General features: G+C 70.2%; 16 protein-coding genes. 7 read left to right on the top strand and 9 right to left on the bottom strand.

The window, feature by feature from the left end; genetic code table 11:
* Positions 1-4: 4 nt before the first annotated feature.
* The 4 genes from ACIA8L_RS28805 to ACIA8L_RS28790 form a co-directional block, all read right to left on the bottom strand.
* Complete coding sequence (locus ACIA8L_RS28805; RefSeq protein ID WP_395909611.1) at positions 5-868, bottom strand: ABC transporter ATP-binding protein; 864 nt, start codon at positions 866-868, stop codon at positions 5-7.
* 41 nt (positions 869-909) lie between these two features.
* A complete protein-coding gene (locus tag ACIA8L_RS28800; RefSeq protein WP_395909610.1) occupies positions 910-1,209 on the bottom strand; it encodes a winged helix-turn-helix domain-containing protein in 300 nt (99 codons plus the stop codon).
* Positions 1,206-1,847 (bottom strand): transporter, encoded by a 642-nt coding sequence (locus ACIA8L_RS28795; protein ID WP_395909608.1) that lies wholly within the window; start codon positions 1,845-1,847, stop codon positions 1,206-1,208. Before ACIA8L_RS28795 ends, ACIA8L_RS28800 begins: the two co-directional genes overlap by 4 nt.
* A 402-nt stretch (positions 1,848-2,249) precedes the next feature.
* Positions 2,250-5,432, bottom strand: coding sequence for an efflux RND transporter permease subunit (locus ACIA8L_RS28790; protein ID WP_395909607.1), 3,183 nt, complete (start codon positions 5,430-5,432; stop codon positions 2,250-2,252).
* A gap of 98 nt (positions 5,433-5,530) precedes the next feature.
* Between ACIA8L_RS28790 and ACIA8L_RS28785 the strand changes: the two genes are divergently transcribed.
* Positions 5,531-6,082, top strand: a complete 552-nt coding sequence (locus ACIA8L_RS28785) for a MarR family winged helix-turn-helix transcriptional regulator (protein WP_395909605.1) — start codon at positions 5,531-5,533, stop codon at positions 6,080-6,082.
* A 77-nt stretch (positions 6,083-6,159) separates the two neighbouring features.
* Entirely contained in the window at positions 6,160-7,416 is a 1,257-nt protein-coding gene (locus tag ACIA8L_RS28780) for a cellulase family glycosylhydrolase (RefSeq protein ID WP_395909604.1), read from the top strand.
* On the opposite strand, the gene ACIA8L_RS28775 is transcribed toward ACIA8L_RS28780, so the two are convergent.
* From ACIA8L_RS28775 to ACIA8L_RS28755, 5 genes are read right to left on the bottom strand one after another with little or no spacing between them, the layout of a single operon-like run.
* A complete protein-coding gene (locus ACIA8L_RS28775; protein ID WP_395909603.1) occupies positions 7,392-8,720 on the bottom strand; it encodes a TIGR04013 family B12-binding domain/radical SAM domain-containing protein in 1,329 nt (442 codons plus the stop codon). The two genes, ACIA8L_RS28780 and ACIA8L_RS28775, sit on opposite strands and share 25 nt — an antisense overlap.
* A 23-nt stretch (positions 8,721-8,743) precedes the next feature.
* Entirely contained in the window at positions 8,744-11,077 is a 2,334-nt protein-coding gene (secA2, locus tag ACIA8L_RS28770) for an accessory Sec system translocase SecA2 (RefSeq protein ID WP_395909602.1), read from the bottom strand.
* 36 nt (positions 11,078-11,113) lie between these two features.
* Positions 11,114-11,524, bottom strand: a complete 411-nt coding sequence (locus ACIA8L_RS28765; protein WP_395909601.1) for a hypothetical protein — start codon at positions 11,522-11,524, stop codon at positions 11,114-11,116.
* A gap of 13 nt (positions 11,525-11,537) precedes the next feature.
* Positions 11,538-12,434 (bottom strand): ParA family protein, encoded by an 897-nt coding sequence (locus ACIA8L_RS28760; RefSeq protein ID WP_395909600.1) that lies wholly within the window; start codon positions 12,432-12,434, stop codon positions 11,538-11,540.
* Complete coding sequence (locus ACIA8L_RS28755; protein WP_395909599.1) at positions 12,431-14,629, bottom strand: HelD family protein; 2,199 nt, start codon at positions 14,627-14,629, stop codon at positions 12,431-12,433. The genes ACIA8L_RS28760 and ACIA8L_RS28755 overlap by 4 nt, the downstream gene beginning before the upstream one ends.
* Before the next feature lie 122 nt (positions 14,630-14,751).
* Between ACIA8L_RS28755 and ACIA8L_RS28750 the strand changes: the two genes are divergently transcribed.
* From ACIA8L_RS28750 to ACIA8L_RS28730, 5 genes are all read left to right on the top strand, one after another.
* Positions 14,752-15,771: a glycoside hydrolase family 5 protein gene (locus ACIA8L_RS28750; RefSeq protein ID WP_395909598.1), complete on the top strand. Its 1,020-nt coding sequence runs from the start codon at positions 14,752-14,754 to the stop codon at positions 15,769-15,771.
* 102 nt (positions 15,772-15,873) lie between these two features.
* Positions 15,874-17,052 carry a PucR family transcriptional regulator gene (locus ACIA8L_RS28745; RefSeq protein WP_395909725.1) on the top strand — a complete coding sequence of 393 codons (1,179 nt, stop codon included), beginning with the start codon at positions 15,874-15,876 and terminating at the stop codon, positions 17,050-17,052.
* 133 nt (positions 17,053-17,185) lie between these two features.
* A complete protein-coding gene (locus ACIA8L_RS28740; RefSeq protein WP_395909597.1) occupies positions 17,186-18,331 on the top strand; it encodes an acyltransferase domain-containing protein in 1,146 nt (381 codons plus the stop codon).
* The gene (locus ACIA8L_RS28735; RefSeq protein ID WP_395909596.1) at positions 18,328-19,281 is read left to right on the top strand and encodes a beta-ketoacyl-ACP synthase III; all 954 of its coding nucleotides are present in this window, start codon (positions 18,328-18,330) and stop codon (positions 19,279-19,281) included. The genes ACIA8L_RS28740 and ACIA8L_RS28735 overlap by 4 nt, the downstream gene beginning before the upstream one ends.
* A gap of 64 nt (positions 19,282-19,345) precedes the next feature.
* Positions 19,346-19,591, top strand: coding sequence for an acyl carrier protein (locus ACIA8L_RS28730; protein ID WP_223097536.1), 246 nt, complete (start codon positions 19,346-19,348; stop codon positions 19,589-19,591).
* Positions 19,592-19,646 lie beyond the last annotated feature (55 nt).

Genomic DNA, 19,646 nt, shown 5'->3' with positions numbered 1-19,646 from the left:
CCCGTCAGGCTTTCGTCAGCGTCAGGAACGCCTCTTCGAGGGTGGTCGGCTGGACCTGCAGGCCGTGGAACGGCACGCCGGCGTGCACGAGGTCGCGGACCAGCTGGTCGGCGTCGGGGGTGAGCAGCGACGTGCGCCCGTCGGCCTGCTCGACACCGACGATGCCGGGCAGCTCGGGCAGGTCGGCCACGTCGAGGCTGACGCGGTGGATGCCGACCATCGAACGGATCGCGGCGACGGTGTCGTCGGCTAGGACCCGGCCCTGGCCGACGACGACCACGCGGTCGGCGAGGGCCTCGATCTCCTCGAGGTAGTGGCTGGTCAGCACCACCGTCCCGCCGTCCTGCGCGAACGCCCGGACCGCGTCCCACAGCGCCCTTCGGGCCTGCACGTCGAGCCCGGTCGTGGGCTCGTCGAGGAACACCAGGCGCGGCCGCCCGACGAACGCCAGGGCCACGGCGAGCCGGCGCTTCTGGCCGCCGGAGAGCCCGCCGGTCTGCCGCCTGGCGACGTCGGTCAGGCCGAAGCGGTCGAGGAGTTCGTCCGGCGGTACCGAATCCGGAAAATGCCGCGCGACGAACTCCACGCATTCGCGCACCCGCAGCGTCGTCGGCAGTCCGGTTTCCTGCGGGGTCATGCCGATCTGGCGGCGGCTGTCGGGCCGGCGCGGGTCGCCGCCGAACAGCTCGACGGTGCCGCTGGTCGGCCTTCGCAGCCCGACCAGCAGATTGATGAGCGTGGACTTGCCGGCTCCGTTCGGCCCGAGCAGTCCGACGACGCCCCCTTGCGCGATGTCGAGCGAGACGCGATCCAGGGCGAGGGTGTCGCCGTAGCGGCGGCTGACCTCGACGGTGCGCGCGAGCAGCATGGCAGTACCCCTAAAGTCTTCAGCGGTTAGGTTTTGGGCGGTTAGGTTTTCGGCGGGTCGATGAGTGCGCGTAACGCGGCGGTGTAGTCGTCGAACGCGACCCGCCCGCGCCGGGTCAGACCGGCCGACGTCGTCGGGGTCCGCCCCCGGAACGACTTGACGACCTCGACATATCCCGCTTGTTCAAGCTTCGTCAGGTGTACTGACAGATTGCCGGCCGTCATATCGAGTAGCTCTTGCAGCTTGGGAAACGTCATCCGGTCCCCGTCCCCGAGAGTCGACAGGGCAGCCATGATTCGCAGCCGGGCCTGCACGTGGATCACTGGGTCCAGTTCGCTCAACGGCCTTTGCTTTCCCTGAACAGCAGCAAAAGCCCGAGCACGATCAGCCCGCCACCACCGCCGAGCGAAATGATCAGCGAGTGCCACCCCGGCCCGGCCAGCACGCCCACGATGTTGATGACCGTGAGCCACGCTCCGAAAATGAACATGTCCCGCGAGAGCCAGATGGCCGCGCCGCACATGTACATCGCGCTGACCAGCCCCACGGACGAGCACGCCCAGAGCAGCCCCCGCTCCGGCTCCGGCAACAGATCCGCGATCCGCCCGAGCGTGGTCCCCATCCCGGCGAACGACAGGAACCAGGCGAACCCGTAGGCCGTCCCCTTCCAGGCCGACTGCCCTTCGACGCCCCGCTGCCGAACGATGCTGACGAGGGTGGTGCTGACCATGGCGAGGGCCATGAGCACGAACAACGTGACCAGCGGCAGCCAGTCCGGCATGGCGACGTACACCCGCGAGTCCGGCCCGTATCGCAGGAAGAGCAGCCCGAACCCGATGAACCAGGCCAACCCCCAGGGCACGTAGTACAGCATCGGATTGAGCGAGATCGCCTTCCCGACGACAGCCTGCTCCTTGCGAATAAGCGCAAGCGAGTCAGCCGCCGACCCCGGAGGCGCCTCATCATCGACGGGCGTCATGCAAAGAACTTTACGCCATAAACTAGTTTTTCCCAAGAGGGCGAACGGGAGACTCCGCCTCCACCCCACACGCTGTTATCCCAAGAGCGCGAAGGGGAGACTCCGCCTCCACCCACACCCCCTCGCGATCCCCGCCTCCGGTCCATGCCCAATGGGGTCACCCAATCCCCTCCCGCCCGCGCTCCACCTCGACCTGAACCTCGACGCCAGAGGCGTTCCCGAACCCCTCCCACCAGCACCAACCACGCAATCGAAGCGGAGAACCGTCAACGTGGACAACCGCCAACGTCCGCACTCGCGATGGCGGGTGGCGGTGGGGTGTAGGGGTTCGCTTGGAACGCCGAAGGCCGGCCATCCCTTTGCGGGGTGGCCGGCCTTCTTGCTGTGCTGGTTAGTTCGTTGTCAGAGGGCTGTTGGGGCTGGCTCCAGAGGGTCCACCCGGTGGCGGCCGTCTGGTTCTGGGCCCTCGTCCGGGGCGGGAGCCGTCAGCGGGGAGGAGTGTTTGCCCTCCCGGCGCTGGCGGCGCTTTTCCTTGGTGGTCTCGACCATCGTGTAGAGCGTCGGGACCAGGACCAAGGTGAGCAGTGTGGAGCTGACCAGGCCGCCGATGACGACGATGGCCAGGGGCTGGCTGATGAAGCCGCCCTCGCCGGTCAGGCCGATCGCCATCGGGAGCAGGGCGCAGATCGTCGCCACCGCGGTCATCAGGATCGGGCGTAGGCGGCGCCGGCCGCCCTCGACGACGGCCTCGCGGACGTGCATGCCGCCTTCCTGATACTGGTTGATCAGGTCCATGAGGACGATGGCGTTGGTGACCACGATGCCGATCAGCATCAGGACGCCGATCATGGCGGGCAGGCCCAGGGGGGTGCCCGTCGCCAGGAGCAGGATGATGGCGCCGGTCGCCGCGAACGGGATCGAGACCAGCAGGATCAGCGGCTGGGCGACGCTCTTGAACGTGGCCACCATGATGATGAACACGATCGCGATCGCGGCCAGCATGGCCAGGCCGAGCTGGCCGAAGGCCTCGTTCTGGTCCTGCGTGGCACCGCCCAGGGTGACCGTCGCGCCGGCCGGGAAGGTCAGCTTGTCCAGCTTGGCCTGCAGGTCGGTGGAGACCTTGCCGAGGTTGTCGCTGTCGGCGCGGCCCGTCACCGAGGCGCTGCGGTTGCCGTCGATGCGGGTGATCGCGACCGGGCCGGCGTCCTGGGTGACGTCGGCGATCTGGTCGAGGCGCACAAACGGCGGGTTGCCCGGCACTGGGATCGTCAGGGACTTGAGCTGCTCCAGCGACGCCGGGGCCGGGCCCGAGCGCAGGACGAGGTCGCGCTGGGCGCCGTCGACCGTCATCTGGGTGAGGGTCTGGCCGCGGTAGGCCGCGGCGACGATGCCGCCGACCGCCGCGTCGTTCAGGCCGTACTTGGCGGCCTGGTCACGCTTGACCTTCACGTCGATGCGGGGGTTGCTGGCGGCCAGGTTGCTCTCGACGTCGGCGACGCCGGGGACCTCCTTCATTGCCGCGGTGACCTGGTCGGCGGCCTTCGTGAGGTCGTCGGGGTTGTTGGCCTTGATGACGACCTCGAGCTGGTCGCCGGAGCCGCCGCCGCCGCCACCCGCGGTGATCTTCACCGTGCCGATGCTGTCGCCGGCCGCGGTGACCTGGGTGCGGAGCTCGTCGATGACTTTCTCGACGTCCGTGCCGTCCTTCGCGGTGACCGAGAAGTTGGCCGTGTTGCCGGACTGGGCGCCGGCGAAGCCGAAGCCCGCGGAGGCGCCGATCGTGGCCTGGTAGGCCTCGATGTCGGTGCGCTTCGCCAGCAGGTCCTCGATCTTCTTGGCCGCGCCGTCGGTGGTGGCCAGGCTGGAGCCGACCGGCAGCTCCTGCGAGATGGAGAACTCGGTCTGACCGGACTGGTCGATGAAGTTCGTCTTGAGCTGGCTCGCCAGGCCCATCGTGAAGATGAACACGAGGATGCTGCCGGCCACGGTGATCCAGCGGGTGGTCCGGCTGCGGGTGACCCAGCTGATGATCGGCACGTAGGTGCGCTGGAGCGGGTTGCGCCGCTCCTTCTCGTGGGCCTTGGCCTCGATCTCCTCGCGCTCGGCCTCGGTGAGGGCCGACCGGCGGCGGCCGAGGAACCAGTATGCGAGCACCGGGACCACGGTCAGCGCCACGAACAGCGAGGCGAGCAGGGCCACCGCGATGGTGACCGCGAACGGCCGGAACAGCTCACCGGCCAGGCCGCCGACGAGGCCGATCGGGAGGAACACGGCGACGGTGGTCAGGGTCGAGGCGACGACCGCGCCGGTCACCTCCTTGACGCCGGTGAGGATCGCGTGGATCTTCTCTTCGCCGTATTCGAGATGTCGTTTGATGTTCTCGAGCACCACGATCGAGTCGTCGACCACGCGGCCGATGGCGATGGTGAGCGCGCCGAGGGTGAGCAGGTTGAGCGAGTAGTCGCCGACCCAGAGGCCGATGAGCGCCACGACCACCGACAGCGGGATGGACACCGCGGTGACGATCGTCGAGCGCAGCGAGAACAGGAAGACCAGGATCACGATGACCGCGAAGAGCAGGCCCAGCGCGCCTTCGGTGGACAGGCTCTTGATCGAGGACTCGACGAAGGGGGCCTGGTCGAACACTGAGGTGAGCTTCGTGTCGCCGCCGAGCGACTTCTCCAGGTCGGCGAGCTTGTCGCGGACCGCGTGGGAGATCTTCACGGCGTTGCCGTCGGGCGCGGCGGTGACCGCGATGCCGAGGCTGGGCTTGCCGTTGGTGCGGGTGATCGAGGTGGCCGCGACGGTCTTGAGCTCGACCGTGGCCACGTCGCCGAGCTTCGCGGTCGGCGTGACGTTGAGGGCCTTGAGCTGGTCGAGGGTGTTGAGGGTGCCCCCGACCTGGACCGCGAGGGACTTGTCGCCCTCGGTCAGGGTGCCGGCCGGGAACGAGATGCCGTTCGACTTCAGCGCGGCGGTCAGCGTCTGCGCGTTGACCCCGGCCGGGAACGCCTTCGCCGGGTCGAGCGTGATGAGCACGTTCTGCGTCTCGGCGCCGGTCACCTCGACCTGGCGCACGCCCTCGATGCCCTGCAGCGCCGGCACGACGACCTGGTTGAGCTGCTGCGCGAAGGCGATCTGGTCACCGGAGCGGGAGGCCGCCAGCACCACGGCCGGCAGGTCGTCGGTCGAGCCGGCGATGACCTGCGGGTCGACGTCGGCCGGTAGCTGGGTGCGGATGCGGCCGACGGCCGTGTTGATCTTGTTGGTGATGTCGTCGACCGAGGTGCCGAACTCGAACGACACCTGCACCGTGGCCACGCCTTCGCGGCTGGTGGAGGTGATGTCCGACAGGCCGGGCACGCCCTGCAGCGCGCCCTCGATCGGCTTGGTCACCTGCTCCTCGACGATGTCCGGCGACACGCCCGGGTAGGACGCGACCACGAACGCGGCCGGGAACTCGATGGAGGGGATGAGCTGTTGTTTCAGCGATGGAATGGCAATGGCGCCGAAGCCCAGGACGACGATCGCGATGATCGCGACCAGCCCCCGGTTCGCCAAACTGAGCCGGGCGAGGAACGACATAACTCGAGTCTTCTTCCCATCGGATAAGACAGACGTTAGTTCGTGCGATGCTAACCGTTCGCCTGGCGCAAAGTTATCCCAGGGGGTACAACTTTCCTGTGAACAGTCACAGGGAAGCGCTCCTCAGCCGCGTCGCCGCCGCCGACGAACGCATGCGCGCCCTGCTCGCGTACGACCGCACCAATCCCCTGTTCTCAGTTAACCTCACGATGCAGCAGCTCAAGGTGCTTATGCTGCTCTCCCGGCACGACGGCATCGCGTCCGCCGAGCTCACCCGCCGCCTCGGTGTGAGCCTGGCCACGCTCTCGGGGATCGTCGATCGACTGGTGACCCAGGGCTACGTGATGCGCACGGAGGATCAGCACGACCGCCGCATCCGCCGCATCCACCTCTCCCCCGCCGGCCGCGCGGTCCTCAACGAGATCGCCGTCGGTGGCACCCAGGCCCAGCAGCGGCTCCTGAGCCGGCTCGACGACGAGACCCTGGGCATGCTGGCCCACGTGCTGGAGCGGGTCATCGAAGCGGCCGCGGCCGACATCGCGGAGCAGACAGCGACGCAAACCCAAACCCAAGATGAGCCGGCCCCGCCGAGCGACCGGACAGCCCCGACGTTTCCGATCGCGGCCGCGGAACCGGCCCATCCGCACTAGGACACGCACCCCGTAGAAGACCGGTTCACCCCGCCGGAGACCAATACCCGGACCGGGCTCGGGTAGCCGCCAAACCCATGCGGAGCGTGCTGGTCCTCGTCCTGATAACAACCGCAGTCGTGCTGCAAGGGCCGGCCGCCCAAGCACAAATTCCAGCGACAACCGCCGGACTCCACATCCGAAACGGGCGGCTGGTCGAGGCCGACGGCAGCGATCTGGTGCTGCGCGGAGTCAACCACGACTTCATCTGGTACCCGGACAAGAACGGCTCCTTCGCCGCCATCAAAGCCACGGGCGCCAACGCCGTCCGGGTGCCGCTCGGGATGGGGCATCAATTCCGCCGTACCAAACCGGAAGAGGTGCACACGATCGTCACCCTCTGCCGGCAGGAGCGGCTGGTCTGCATTCTCGACGCGCACGACACGACCGGCTGGGGCCAGGACAAGAAGGCCGCGACGATCGCCGACGCGGTCGCGTTCTGGACGTCGCTGCGGGCCGAGCTGGCCGGGCACGAGGACCACGTCATCATCAACGTGGCCAATGAGCCGTTCGGCGTCGGCGGCGACTGGCCGTGGGTGCGCCAGACCGCGGACGCGGTGAAGGCCCTGCGTGCGGCCGGGTTCAAGCACACGCTCATGGTCGACGCGCCCGGCTGGGGCCAGGACGAGGCGTTCGTGATGCGCGACAACGCCGAGCGGATTCAGCGATCCGATCCGGTCGGCAACACCGTCTTCGACATCCACATGTACGGCGAGTTCGACAATGCCGCGAAGGTGAACTCGTATCTCGGCGCGTATACCCGGCGGAAGCTGCCGATCATCATCGGCGAGTTCTCCGGCGAGCACGAATGGGGCGACCCCGACGAGGACGCCATCATGGCCTACGCGGAAGGCCATTCCGTCGGATACTTCGGCTGGTCCTGGAGCGGCAACGACACGCCATACAGCTATCTCGATCTGGTGCACGACTTCGACCCGGCCAGCCGCACCGCCTGGGGCGAGCGATTCCTGACGGGACCGAACGGCATTTCCACCGACACTCGAGAAGCCACAATCTTTCGCAATGGTACTGCCGGTGCCGCGCTACGAGTCACCGACGTCACTTCGAGCTCCGTCACACTCACCTGGCCGCGCCGATCCGCCGGCACCACGTATCTCGTGGTGGCGATCAACGGTGCGAGCGAGTCGAGGGTCGCGGCGACCGCTCGGACCGAGGTGACGCTGCGCGGGTTGACGGGCTCCAGGGAGTACACCTTCGCGGTCTATGCCCGTGGTCTGCTCGGCAACCGCGGACCCCGCTCGGCCACCGTCTACGCGGTGACGCCCCCGGCCTGACCCTGGGGTCTGATCGGCAGCAGCGTCCGACTCTTCCCAGGCCGAGGACTCTCCGCCGCGGCCGCCGCCAACTGCTGCGCGTGCCGCCGCTGCTTCTCCCAGTGCCCGTAGAGCGCCCCTTGCTGGGCCAGGCGCGAGACCGCCTTGATGGTCTCCGGGTCCACATCCCCGGGCGCCGCATCCCGCCAGGGCGTGCCGGGCAGCGGCATGAACACATGCGAATGAATCCGCGCCCCCAGCCCGGCCAACTCGGTCGCAAGCTTCAACGAGGCTTCCGCGTCGGCCGGGTCCTCCCCCGGCATCCCGAAAATCATGTCAACGTTGATCCGAAACCCGGCCGCAATCCCAAGCCGCACCGCCCGCCGAACCGACTCGACGTCATGCCCCCGCTTGGCCGCTTCAAGCACCCGCTCCGACCCGGACTGCGCCCCGACGATGAGGTTGTCGTTGGCGCAGTACTTCTTGACGAGCGCAAGTGCCTGGACGCTCATGTGCTCAGGCCGGATCTCACTGGGAAACGACCCGAAGAATACCCGCCCCTCAGGCCCGATCCCTTCCTTGCAGCTGGCGAGCAACTTTTCAACAGCATCCAGGTCCGGCTCCTCGTCATCCGCCCCGTACGACAACGAGGTAGGCGTAATGAACCGAACGTCCCGCTTGCCAATCTCCCGCATCCGATCAACATGCCACCGAACGTTCTCAACCGACCGATGCCGAAACTTGGCCGAGAACATGAACGGTGTCTGACAAAATCGGCAGGCGTAGACGCAGCCGCGGGTGATCTCGATGGGGTTCATGCGTTTGTAGGTCAGCGGGAACGCGCGGTAGGTGCCCAGGGGCTCGCGGTGGGCCTTGCCGGTTTTGATGAGCCGGCCGGTGTCGTCGCGGTATACCAGGCCCTGGATGCCGCTCGGGTCGCCGGCCTGGTCCACGAGCGTCAGGAGGGTGCTCTCGCCCTCCCCCACGGCGGCGATGTCCCAGCCGGCGTCGAGCGTGCGGACCGGCTCCGCTGTGGCGTGAACCCCGCCGGCCACGTGGATGGCGCCTGGGGATTGTTCCTTGATGGTGGCGAGTTCGTCGGCCAGGGCGGCGGCGTCCGGGGAGTAGAAGCTCCAGAGGACCAGGACCTTCGGTGCGCCGTTGGCGGCCCTGATGGCTTCGACCGTCGCGGCGGCCGTCTCGGCGAAGACCACTTCGTAGGTTGTCGTGGTCGGGTGCTCTTCCAGGGCGGCCAGCAGCACGTGGTGGCCGTAGGTGACCGCCTTGCGGTACCGCAGGATCAGGACGAGTTCTGGGCCGCTCACCGGGCCATTCTTTCAGCCGCCGGTCACGTGTAGGAAATGGCCGGGGGGCCGCTGCCGCGGACCGCTTGGCCGATGAATTCGAAGAAGCGGTCGGCTTCGGAGCCGAAGGGGTTGTCGGACACCATGTAGGTCCAGGTCGACGACGGGCGGTGCAGGCCCAGGTCGGCGAGGGTGGTGGCGTTGTCGGAGGCCGTGTCCAGCGTCTGCCGGGTGGCTGCGGCGGCCGTGTGGGCCAGGGTGCGCAGGTCGTCGGCGGCGATGAGGTTGAACTCGTCCAGCGGGTCCTGCCGGCCCAGGACCCGCAGGTGGATGCCCTCGCGGACCTCGGCCAGCAGGTTCAGGTGCCGGGTCCAGGCCCGGTCCAGGTGGTACAGCGCCACCTCGGTCGCAAGCCGGCGGCGGGACGGGCTCGTCCACCGTTGGGGCTGGTCGGAGCCGGCGGGCCAGACTCGGGTCAGATAATCTGCCGGGTCGGTCAGGAGGCGGTCGCGGGTGTCAAGCAGGAGGCGCCGGTGGTGGTCGGTGGCCGTGTGGTAGCGGCGGGTGGTGCGGTGCAGCTGCAGGAGTTTGCCCTCGGCTATGCGCTGGGCGTGTTCGTAGATTTGGCGGAACCGCTTGTCGCGGACCCGGCCGTCCGCGTCCACCGTTCGCGGGTCCATGTTGATGACCAGGTGTTCGGTCACCACGTCGTCGTCGAGGCTGGTGTAGAACGCCGAACTGCCCGGGTCGCCCTGACGGCCCGCGCGGCCGCGGAGCTGGTGGTCGAGCCGGGCGCTGTCGTATCGCCCGAGTCCGAGCACGAGCAGGCCGCCCGCGGTGACGGCCCGGGGTGCGAGCCGGATGTCGACGCCGCGGCCGGCCATCTGGGTGGACACGGTGACCGCCGCGTGCTCCCCGGCGCGGGCGATGATCTCGGCCTCGGCGGCGTCGTTCTTGGCGTTGAGCACGACCGCGTCGACGCCCCGGTCGGCCAGGAGGGCGGCGAAGCGTTCGGAGTCGGCCACGCTCGCCGTGCCGATCAGTACGGGCCGGCCGGCCGCGTGAGCCGCCCGTACCCGCTCGGCGGCGGCCGCGTCGCGCTCCCCGGCCGTGAGGTAGAGCCGGTCGGGCTCGTCGACGCGGACGCCGGGCCGGTTCGTCGGGACCGCGCCGGTGCGCAGGTCCAGGTCCTCCGCGAGACGAACGGACGCGTCCAGCGCGGTGCCACTCATCCCGGTGATCGACCGGTAGCCCCGGGCGACGGTCTCGACCAGCATCTGGTCCAGCACCTCGGCCGGCGCGGTCACCTCGATGCCTTCCTTGCGCTCGATCGCGGCGTGCAGGCCGGCCGGCCACCGCTGCCGGTCCGCGACCCGGCCGCGGGCGTCGTTGATCAGCCGCACCCGGCCGCCGGCCACGATGTAGTGCACGTCGCGCTCCATGAGCGCGTGCGCGTGCAGCGCCACGTGGGCCGCCGTCAGCAGGCCGACGTGCTCCTCGGCGTAGAGGTCGGCGACGCCGAAGTGCGCCTCCAGCGCCGCGATCCCGGCCTCGGTGAACGACACGTTGCGCCGTTCGCCGTCGACCTCGTACTCCGCGCCCGCCACCATGGCCGTGACCACCCCGGCCGGCGACGCCTCCTCCGGCGGCGGCTCGCCCTCCCCGGCGATCACCAGTGGGACCAGCGCATCGTCGAGCAGTACCGCGTCGATCTCATCGATCACCGCCGCGTCGAGGGCCGGCACCAGCCGCTGCCCGTCCTCGATGCGTTGCCGGTCGCGGAGCAGATCGAACCCCACCTGGTGCACGGTCGCGTAGACCACGTCGCGGCCGTATGCCGCCCGCCGGTCGGCATCGTCCAGGCCGTCGACCACCGCCGCGCACGACAGCCCGAACGCCGCGAACAACGGCGCCCCCGCGCGTGCGTCCCGGCCGGCCAGATAGTCGTTGGCCGAGAGCACGTGCACCCGCCGGCCCGAGACCGCCAGCCCGGCGGCGACCAGGAATCCCACCAGCGTCTTGCCTTCGCCGGTCTCCATGTCCACCACGTGGCCGCGAAGCATGCTCGCCGCCGCCAGCAGCTGCACTTCGAACGGCTCCAGGCGCAACCGGCGCCGCGCGACCTCGCTCGCCACCGCCAGGAATCGCACCAGATCGCCGTCATCGGCCGGCTTCAGCTCGGCCGTGAGCCCGGCCCGCTCGGACAACGCCCGGTCGTCGAGCTCGCGCAGGGCGGCCCGTTCGCGCACGACGGCCCCGACCAGCGGGTCGAATCGGCGCAGATTCGCCGTCCCCGGCTCCTGCCGGAACCGCCGCACCAGCCGGGCGGACCGCCGCCACCACGACGAGGGATCACGCAGCTGCTCCAGCCGGCCCATCACCCCAGGCTAGCCCGCACCACCCCGCCGGTGGGGCTAGCGCGCGCTGAGGGCGAGGCTGTCGGCGCGGCGGCCGACGGTGGCGTCGACGATGGCGGTGGTCAGGGCGGCCTTGGTGGACTTCGCCGGTGCGGCTACGCCTAGCGTCTTGGCCAGTTCTTTGATTTGCGGGACGGTCAGCTTCAGATCGTTCAGGTACTGCGTGGCGGCCTGGCGGGTTTCCAGTTGGGACAGCATGTCCTGGATTTCGCTCACCGGGCGGGACAGGGCAGGAGCAGCGGCCCGTGTCGCGGGGCGAGGGGTGCGGGCAACCCTGCCGCCCTTGGGGACCAGTTCCAGTTTGGCCTCGCCGGCGGCCAGGTCGGCCAGCTGGTCCGGTGGGAGGGTCTTCACGAACGCCGCTACGCGGACCAGGACGAGGTGGGCCAGGTCGGCCGGGTCGGTCATGGGACGTAGCCTCTCACGGTCTCGTGCGGGCCAGGAACTCGCTGGTCAGTTGCTGCAGTTCGTATCGTAGATTTTCGACGGCCGGGGTGCCGGGCGGGGACAGGACGACCGGGACCGCGCGCAGGCCCGACTCCGTGACCGCGGACTTGTTGTCGCGGACGGTTTGGCGGAAGACCGGCATCTCGATTTCGGTCGTCGCCTGGACCGACGTTTGCTGCGTGTTCAAAGGGCCGTTCGCGGTGTACTGCACCATCGTGTACACCACCCCGATGATCTCCGGGTTGATCGGAAGGTCGGCGACGGAGTTGTAGTCCTCCACGAGGGCTGACAGGCGGGTCCTCAGCAGGTCGATGCCCAGCGTGGACAGGTAGTCGGGGCGGGCCGGGACGATGACGTGGTCGCTGGCCACCAGGGCGGTGCGGGTCACCAGGTTGAAGTTCGGCGGGCAGTCGATGAGCACGGTGTCGTACTTGTTGAACGTCGGATCCGCGAGCGCGTCGGCCAGCAGGCGGTACACCTGCAGGAATCTTGGGCTGCTCTTCTGGAAGCGGGATCCGCCGAGGCCGGCGGCCAGGTCGAGGTCGGCGTCGACCAGGCCCAGCTGGGAGGCGATCAAGTGCAGGTTGCCGCCCATCGGCTGCACGATCGCGTTCACCGCGTGCGGGGCCAGCACGTATTTGAATAGTGGCTCGGGCGCTCTGGTCGTCACGAAGGCCTCGAACCAGGAGCGGATCGTCGGCTGTTCGGTGAAGTCGGACGGGCGGTAGAAGGAGTATGTCAGGCTCGCCTGCGGGTCCAGGTCGATCAGGAGGACCTTGCGGCCGCGGGCGGCCAGTTCGGCGCCCAGGTTGGCGGTGATCGTCGTCTTGCCGACGCCGCCCTTGTAGTTGATGACCGCGACGACGCTCATCTCGCGTGGCGGCCCTTCGGGCGGTCGCGGCCGGCTCGTTCGTCCAGGAGCTTGGCCGCCCGGTGCAGGACCTCGTCCCACAGGGGCTGTGGTGCGCCGCCGGCGACCATCGCGGCCAGGTCCTCGGCCACCCGGTCCAGCAGCGACAGCTCCACCGTCGGGTCCGGGTCCGGTTCGATGACCCGGCGCTGGCGCGGGATCAGCGGCGCGTCCAGGGTCAGCGCCGGCTCCAAGGGCAGCGTGTCGCCGCTGGCCACGATGTCCAGGTAGCGGATCGTGCGGGTCAGGGCCACGAACAGCAGGCGGTGGCCCCGGGGGTCCTCGGCGACGATCTCCTCCGGCTCGACGACGATCACGGCGTCGAACTCCAGGCCCTTGGCTTCCTGCGGGGAGACCAGGTTGAGGGTGCGGTCCAGCTCGCCCTGGTCGGCGCGGCCCCATGGGAGGTCGTTGGCGTGCAGCGCGAACTCGAGCTCTTGACGCAGTACCCCCGGGCAGATGATCCCCACGAAACGCTGCGCTTCCAGGTGGTCGCGGGCGATCTGGGCGACCCGGCCGGCGCGCTCGCCGGGCTCGACCACGTGCGTGCCGGGGTCGGCCGGGCCTTCCCGGACCACGCGGGTCGGCTCGACGCCGGGCGCGGCCAGCGGGAGCAGCATCGCGGCCAGCTCGTAGACCTGGCGGGGCACGCGGTAGCCGTACTTCAGGTTGGCGATGGCCCGCTGCTGCTGCGGCGGCAGGTGCTCGGTGACCTCGTCCCAGGAGTCGCGGGCCCAGGCGCCGGTGGACTGGGCCAGGTCGCCGACCAGGGTGAACGAGCCGTTGGCGGAGCGGCGGCCGAGCGCGCGCAGCTGCATCGGGGACAGGTCCTGGGCCTCGTCGACGACGATGTGGCGGTAGCGGCCGGTCACGCCGTTGAGCAGCTCGTCGATCTCGTCCAGCAGCGGTATGTCGGCCGCGCTCCAGATCTGCGCGCTGAGCCGGTCGGTGCCCCGGCGGTACAACAGCGAAATCTCTTGTTCTGTGAATGCACTGCCGGCCGCGGCGACCAGGCGGTTTCGGGAGCCGAAGAGGCCGCGCAGGAACGCGGCCGGGCTCTGCAGGGGCCAGAGGCGCTCGAGCAGGTTCTCGACCGGGGCCAGGCGCTCGGCCTCCAGGGGGCCGCCGCGGTCGCGGACCAGCTCGGCCAGGCGGGCGCGGAGGCGCTGGCGGCGGTGGGCGTAGGAGCCGCCGGCCTGGCGGGCCGCGGTGACCTCGGCCGCGACCTCGGCGCCGGTCAAGGTCAGGAAGCGGCCGTCGAACAGCATCCGCTCGGCCGCCTCCGGAGCGCCGATGCGGGCCTCCAGGGCCCGGGCCAGGAGCTCGGCCATCCGGGCCTCGCCCTTGAGCCGGCGGGTCGCGGGGTCCTCCTGGCGGCCGCGCTGGACGGGCGGGCCGAGCTGGTCGATGTCGATCTGCTCGACGTCGGTGTCGCCGAGACTCGGCAGGACGCGGCGGATGTACCGCGTGAAAGCCGGATGCGGCCCGACGACCAGGACGTCGCGCGGGCGCAGCCGCTCCTGCTCGTTGTAGAGCAGCCAGGACACGCGGTGCAGGGCGACCGCGGTCTTGCCGGTGCCGGGGCCGCCCTCGATCACCAGGACGTGCTCGAGCGGAAAGCGGATCAGCTGGTACTGCGCGGCCTGGATCGTCGCGACGATGTCGTGCATCTCGCCGGTGCGGGCCCGGTCGAGCTCGCCGAGCAGTGCCGCGTCCGGGCCGTCCAGGGCTTCCACGGCCGCGGCGAGCTGCTGGAAGATCACATCCTCGAAGTCGAGGATGTGATTGATCTCCGTGGTGAAGGTCCGCTTGCGGGCCAGGCCATGCGGGTTCTCGTGCGACGCTTCGTAGTAGAGGCCGCCGATCGGGGTCTTCCAGTTGACCACCAGGACCTGGCGCTGGTCATCGAAGATCGTCTCTTTGCCGACGTAGAACACTTCGTCCGCCTGGTCGAGACGACCGAACGCGACTTCCTGGTCCGCGGTGGCCAGAGCATCGCGGCGGCTGCGGCGGAAGCCGAAGAGCGAGCGGCCCGCGCCCGCATTGGCGGCGGCGTCCGGGTGCTCCCCCAGCTCCGCCGTCGCCCGCTCGCGATGCTTGTGGGCGAGATCGAAGTGTTGCTGCTCAGCAGCGATCTCGGCTGCCTTGGAATCCACGGAACTCCCTCGGACGAGTGCGCCTCACGCTACCCCGAGCGACGGAGCAGGGTCGATCCCCGCGCGGCCGAATCACCCTCGGTGCAATGGGTGAGGGCCGACTACCCGGGTAGCGCTTCGCCGTGGTCAGACTGCTCGTGGTCAGGTCGGCGTTTCCGGCATTACTGCTGGCCCTGCTGGGTGCGGCATATATCACCCCGGCGAAAGCGGCCTCACCCGCCGGCCTCCACGTGGCCGGCGGCCGCCTGGTCGAAGCCGGTGGCGAGCCGCTGGTGCTGCGCGGGCTCAACCACGGGTACGCCTTCGGCCCCGGGCCGGCCTCCGTCTTCGACGACATCCGGGCCACCGGGGCGAACGCGGTGCGGGTGGCGCTGTCCAGCGGGCACGAGTGGCCGGCGACCCGGCCGGCGGCGGTGGCCGCGATCGTCGAGGAGTGCAAGGCGGCCCGGCTGATCTGCGTGCTCGACGTGCACGACACGATGGGCTACGGCACGCAGCCCGGCGCGGCCAGCATCGCCGAGGCCGTCGACTACTGGCTCACGCTGCGTGACGTGCTGCGGCACGAGGAGCGGTACGTCGTGCTCAACATCGCCAACGAGCCGTCCGGGCACGCCGTGGACATGGACTGGGTCGGCGGGACCGAGGCGGCGATCGGGCGGCTGCGCGCGGCCGGGTTCGCGCACGCGCTGATGGTCGACGCGCCGAACTGGGGCAACGACGCCTTCCGGGTGATGTACGACCACGCGGCCGCCGTCTTCGCCGCCGACCCGCTGCGCAACCTGGTCTTCGACGTGCACATGTACGGGACGTTCGACACGGCGGCCAAGGTCGCCGACTATCTCGGGCACTTCGTCGCGCGGAAGCTGCCGATCGTCGTCGGGGAGTTCTCCGCCCTGCACGAGTACGGCGACCCCGACGAGGACGCGATCATGGCGTATTGCCAGGCGCAGGGCCTCGGCTATCTGGGCTGGTCGTGGAGCGGGAACAGTTCGCAGTACCACTATCTCGATGTCGTTTCGGACTTCCGGCCCGGTCGCCTCACCGCGTGGGGGCACCGGCTGGTCGACGGTCCCGACGGGCTGCGCGCGACCGCGCGGCCGGCCGACGTCTACGGACGGCTCTGGCTGGCGGCGGCCCGGTGATCCCGGTCGTGCCAAGCTATGCGGGTGAACGACCTGGAGCCGAACCTCTCGGAGCTGCCCGAGGTGCTCGGCGGCGTCGAGAGACGGACCGCGAAGAACTCCTTGGAAGAGAGTGTCCGCTCGATCGAGCTGGCCGCCGGCACGATCGCCACCGCGAGCGTCGCCCGGATGGACGAGACGCTGCCGTGGTTCCGCGACCTGCCGGCCGAGCAGCGGTCGTGGGTCATGCTGGTCGCCCAGGCCGGCGTCCGCGCGCTGGTCGACTGGCTGCGCAGCCGCGGCGAGGGCGGGCCGGCCCCGGCCGACAACTCCGACGAGTTCTTCGACGCCGCCCCGCGCGCCCTGGCCCGCTCGATCAACCTCGGGCAGACGGTCCAGCTCATCCGGGTCACGATCGAGGTCGTCGAGCAGCGGCTGCCGCTGCTGGCCGCGCCCGGGCAGGAGACCGGCATCCGGGAGGCGGTGCTGTATTACAGCCGCGAGGTCGCGTTCGGCGCGGCCCGGGTCTATGCCCGGGCGGCCGAGACCCGGGGCGCGTGGGACGCGCGGCTGCAGGCCCTGCTGGTCGACGCGCTGCTGCGGGGCGACTCCTCCGACGTGCTGGCCAGCCGGGCGGCCGCCTTGGGATGGGCCGACGCACCACCGGTTGCGGTCGCGGTGGGCCGGTCTCCCGGAGGAGAAGCGGCGGCGGTACTGCACACCGTCTACCGAGCCGCCCGCCGGATCGGCGTGGAGATCCTGGGCGGCGTCCACGGCGACCGCCTGGTGGTCGTGCTCGGCGGGGCCGCCGACCCGATGGCCGCGACCGAGGGCCTGCTGGCCGGCTTCGGTGACGGGCCGGTCGTCGTCGGGCCGGCGGTGCCGTCGCTGGACGAGGCGACCGAGTCGGCCCGGGCCGCCCTGGCCGGATACCGCGCGGCCCCCGCCTGGCCGGCCGCGCCGCGCCCGGTGGCCGCGTCCGAGCTGCTGCCCGAGCGGGCCCTGGCCGGGGACGCGGAGGCGCGGCGGATGCTGCGGCAGGAGGTGTACGGCGCGCTCGTCCGCGCCGGCGGGGAGCTGCTCGAGACCCTCGACGCGTTCTTCGCCGGGGGCGGGGTGCTGGAGAGTGCGGCCCGCGGGCTGTTCGTGCATCCGAACACGGTGCGGTACCGGCTGCGGCGCATCGGTGAGGTGACCGGTTTCACGCCCCTGGTCCCCCGCGACGCCTTTACGCTGCGAATCGCTCTTACGATCGGCCGCCTCGACCCGCTCGCACCGACGACCCCCGCCACAACGGGATGATTTGTCCGTTTATCCTTTCCGTTACGGAGCGAAACCGCTACGGCTTCTTTGTAGGGTTCCTACAAAGCACGTCATCCAGTTTGGTGTCTCGCGGTACCCGCGTGACTGCAGAGAATCCGGAACAGTTTTAAAGGTGCTCGCCGTACTCGCTCCCGGCCAAGGCTCGCAGAAGCCCGGCTTCCTGACTCCGTGGCTCGCGCTGCCCGGCGTCGAGTCCCGCCTGCGCTGGTGGTCCGCCCTGTCCGGCGTCGACCTGGTGCACCTGGGCACCGACGCCGACGAGGACGAGATCAAGGACACCGCCCGGACCCAGCCGCTGCTCGTCGCGGCCGCCCTGCTGGCCGCCGAGCACCTGCCGATGCACGACGCCGCCGTGGTGGCCGGGCACAGCGTCGGCGAGCTCGCCGCCTCGGCCCTGGCCGGCGTGCTGAGCCCCGAGGCCGCGATCACCCTGGCCGGGCTGCGCGGCCGCGAGATGGCCGCCGCCTGCGCGCTCGAACCGACCGGGATGGCCGCCGTCCTCGGCGGCGACCCCGACGAGGTGGTCGCCGCGATCGAGGCCGCCGGGCTGTCTGCGGCCAACCGCAACGGGGCCGGCCAGATCGTCGCCGCCGGTTCGATGGAAGGCCTCGACAAGTTCGCCGCCGAGCCGCCCGCGAAGGCCAAGGTGATCCGGCTCAAGGTGGCCGGGGCGTTCCACACGCCCTACATGGCCCCGGCCGAGCAGGCCCTGGGCCTGGTCGCCGGTGGCCTTTCCATCGGCACCCCGACCAAGGTCCTCCTGTCGAACCTCGACGGCACCGCGGTCGACCACGGCCCCACGATGGTGCGCCGCCTGGTCCGCCAGATCACCGCGCCGGTGCGCTGGGACCTGTGCATGGAGCAGCTCGCCGCGCTCGGCGTCACCGCCGTCGTTGAGCTCACGCCGGCCGGCACCCTCGCGGGCCTGGCCAAGCGGGCCCTGAAGGGCATCGAGATCGTCCAGGTCAACACACCCTCAGACCTTGCGAAGGCGCGCGACGCGATCGGCCGGCACGGTGGCGCCTTGAGCGCTTTGTCGCCGTCTACAGCATTCGTCGCCATTGCCGGGACCGCGGGGCGCTTTGTCCCATCCGAGCTGGTTGAAGGCAGCCCGGTCGAGGCCGGCCAGGTCATCGGGGCCGTGGGCTCCGTCGACGTCGCCGCGCCCGCCGCCGGCGTGCTCACCGAGTGGCTCGCCCGCCCCGACGAACCGGTCGCCCCTGGCCGGCCGCTCGCCCGTATTGGAGGCCAGATATGACGCCGGCAGCTGGATCGAAGATCCTCGCCTTCGGCCACTACCAGCCGTCGCAGGTGATCACCAACGACGACCTGTCCAAGGTGATCGAGACCAACGACGCGTGGATCCGCGACCGGGTCGGCATCGCCGAGCGGCGCGTGGCCGGCGCCGAGACGGTCGCCGACATGGCCACCGCCGCGGCCGGCAAGGCTCTGGCCGCCTCCGGGCTGACCGCCGCCGACATCGACACCGTCATCGTGGCCACCTGCAGCTCCGTCGACCGCTGCCCCAACGTGGCCACCCGGGTCGCGCACAAGCTCGGCATCAACGCGCCGGCCGCCTACGACCTCAACACCGCCTGCTCCGGCTTCTGCTACGCCCTGGCCAGCGCCGACCACGCGATCCGGGCCGGCGCGGTCCGCAACGCATTGGTCATCGGGGCCGAGAAGCTCTCCGACGTCACCGACTGGACCGACCGCACCACCGCCGTGCTCTTCGGCGACGGCGCGGGCGCGGCCGTGGTCAGCGCCGTCGCCGAGGGCGAGGAGCCCGGCGTCGGCCCCGTCGTCTGGGGCTCCGCGCCCGAGAAGGGCGACGTGCTCAAGATCGAAGGCTGGCGGCCCTACATCAAGCAGGAGGGCCAGGCGGTCTTCCGCTGGGCCACCACCGCCCTGGCCCCCTACGCCCAGGAGGTCCTGGACCGCTCCGGCGTGCAGGGCAAGGACATCGCCGCGTTCGTGGCCCACCAGGCCAACACGCGGATCATCGACGGGATCGTCAAGCGCCTCGACCTGCCCAACGCGATCGTCCTCAAGGACCTCGTCGAGTCGGGCAACACCTCGGCCGCGAGCATCCCGCTGGCCCTCTCCAAGGCCATCGAACGGCACCAGGTGCCCTCCGGCGCGCCCGTCCTGCTCTTCGGGTTCGGCGGCGGTCTCACGTACGCGGGCCAAGTCATCCGCTGCCCGTAGCTCTTTGTTCATCTTGGCTCGACTTTGTTTTGACGCGCCCGTCAACCCTAGGAAGGAAAGCTCTATGTCCACCCGCGAAGAGATCGCCGAAGGCCTCGCCGAGATCCTCGAAGAGGTCGCCGGGGTCAACCCCGACGACGTCGCCGAGGAGAAGTCGTTCACCGATGACCTGGACGTCGACTCCCTGTCGATGGTCGAGGTCGTCGTGGCGGCCGAGGAGAAGTTCGGCGTGAAGATCCCGGATGACGAGGTGCCGAACCTCAAGACCGTCGGCGACGCCGTTTCCTACATCGAGAAGTCGCAGGCCTGATCCGCCCGCCGGGGTCCGAGACCCGGACCCCGGCGGACCAGGATGGCCCGAAAGG

The organism is Dactylosporangium sp. NPDC051541 (assembly GCF_044454505.1).
Taxonomy (GTDB): Bacteria; Actinomycetota; Actinomycetes; order Mycobacteriales; family Micromonosporaceae; genus Dactylosporangium.
The sequence above is the reverse complement of the archived record's forward strand: the minus strand, read 5'-3'. Positions and strand labels throughout refer to the sequence as shown.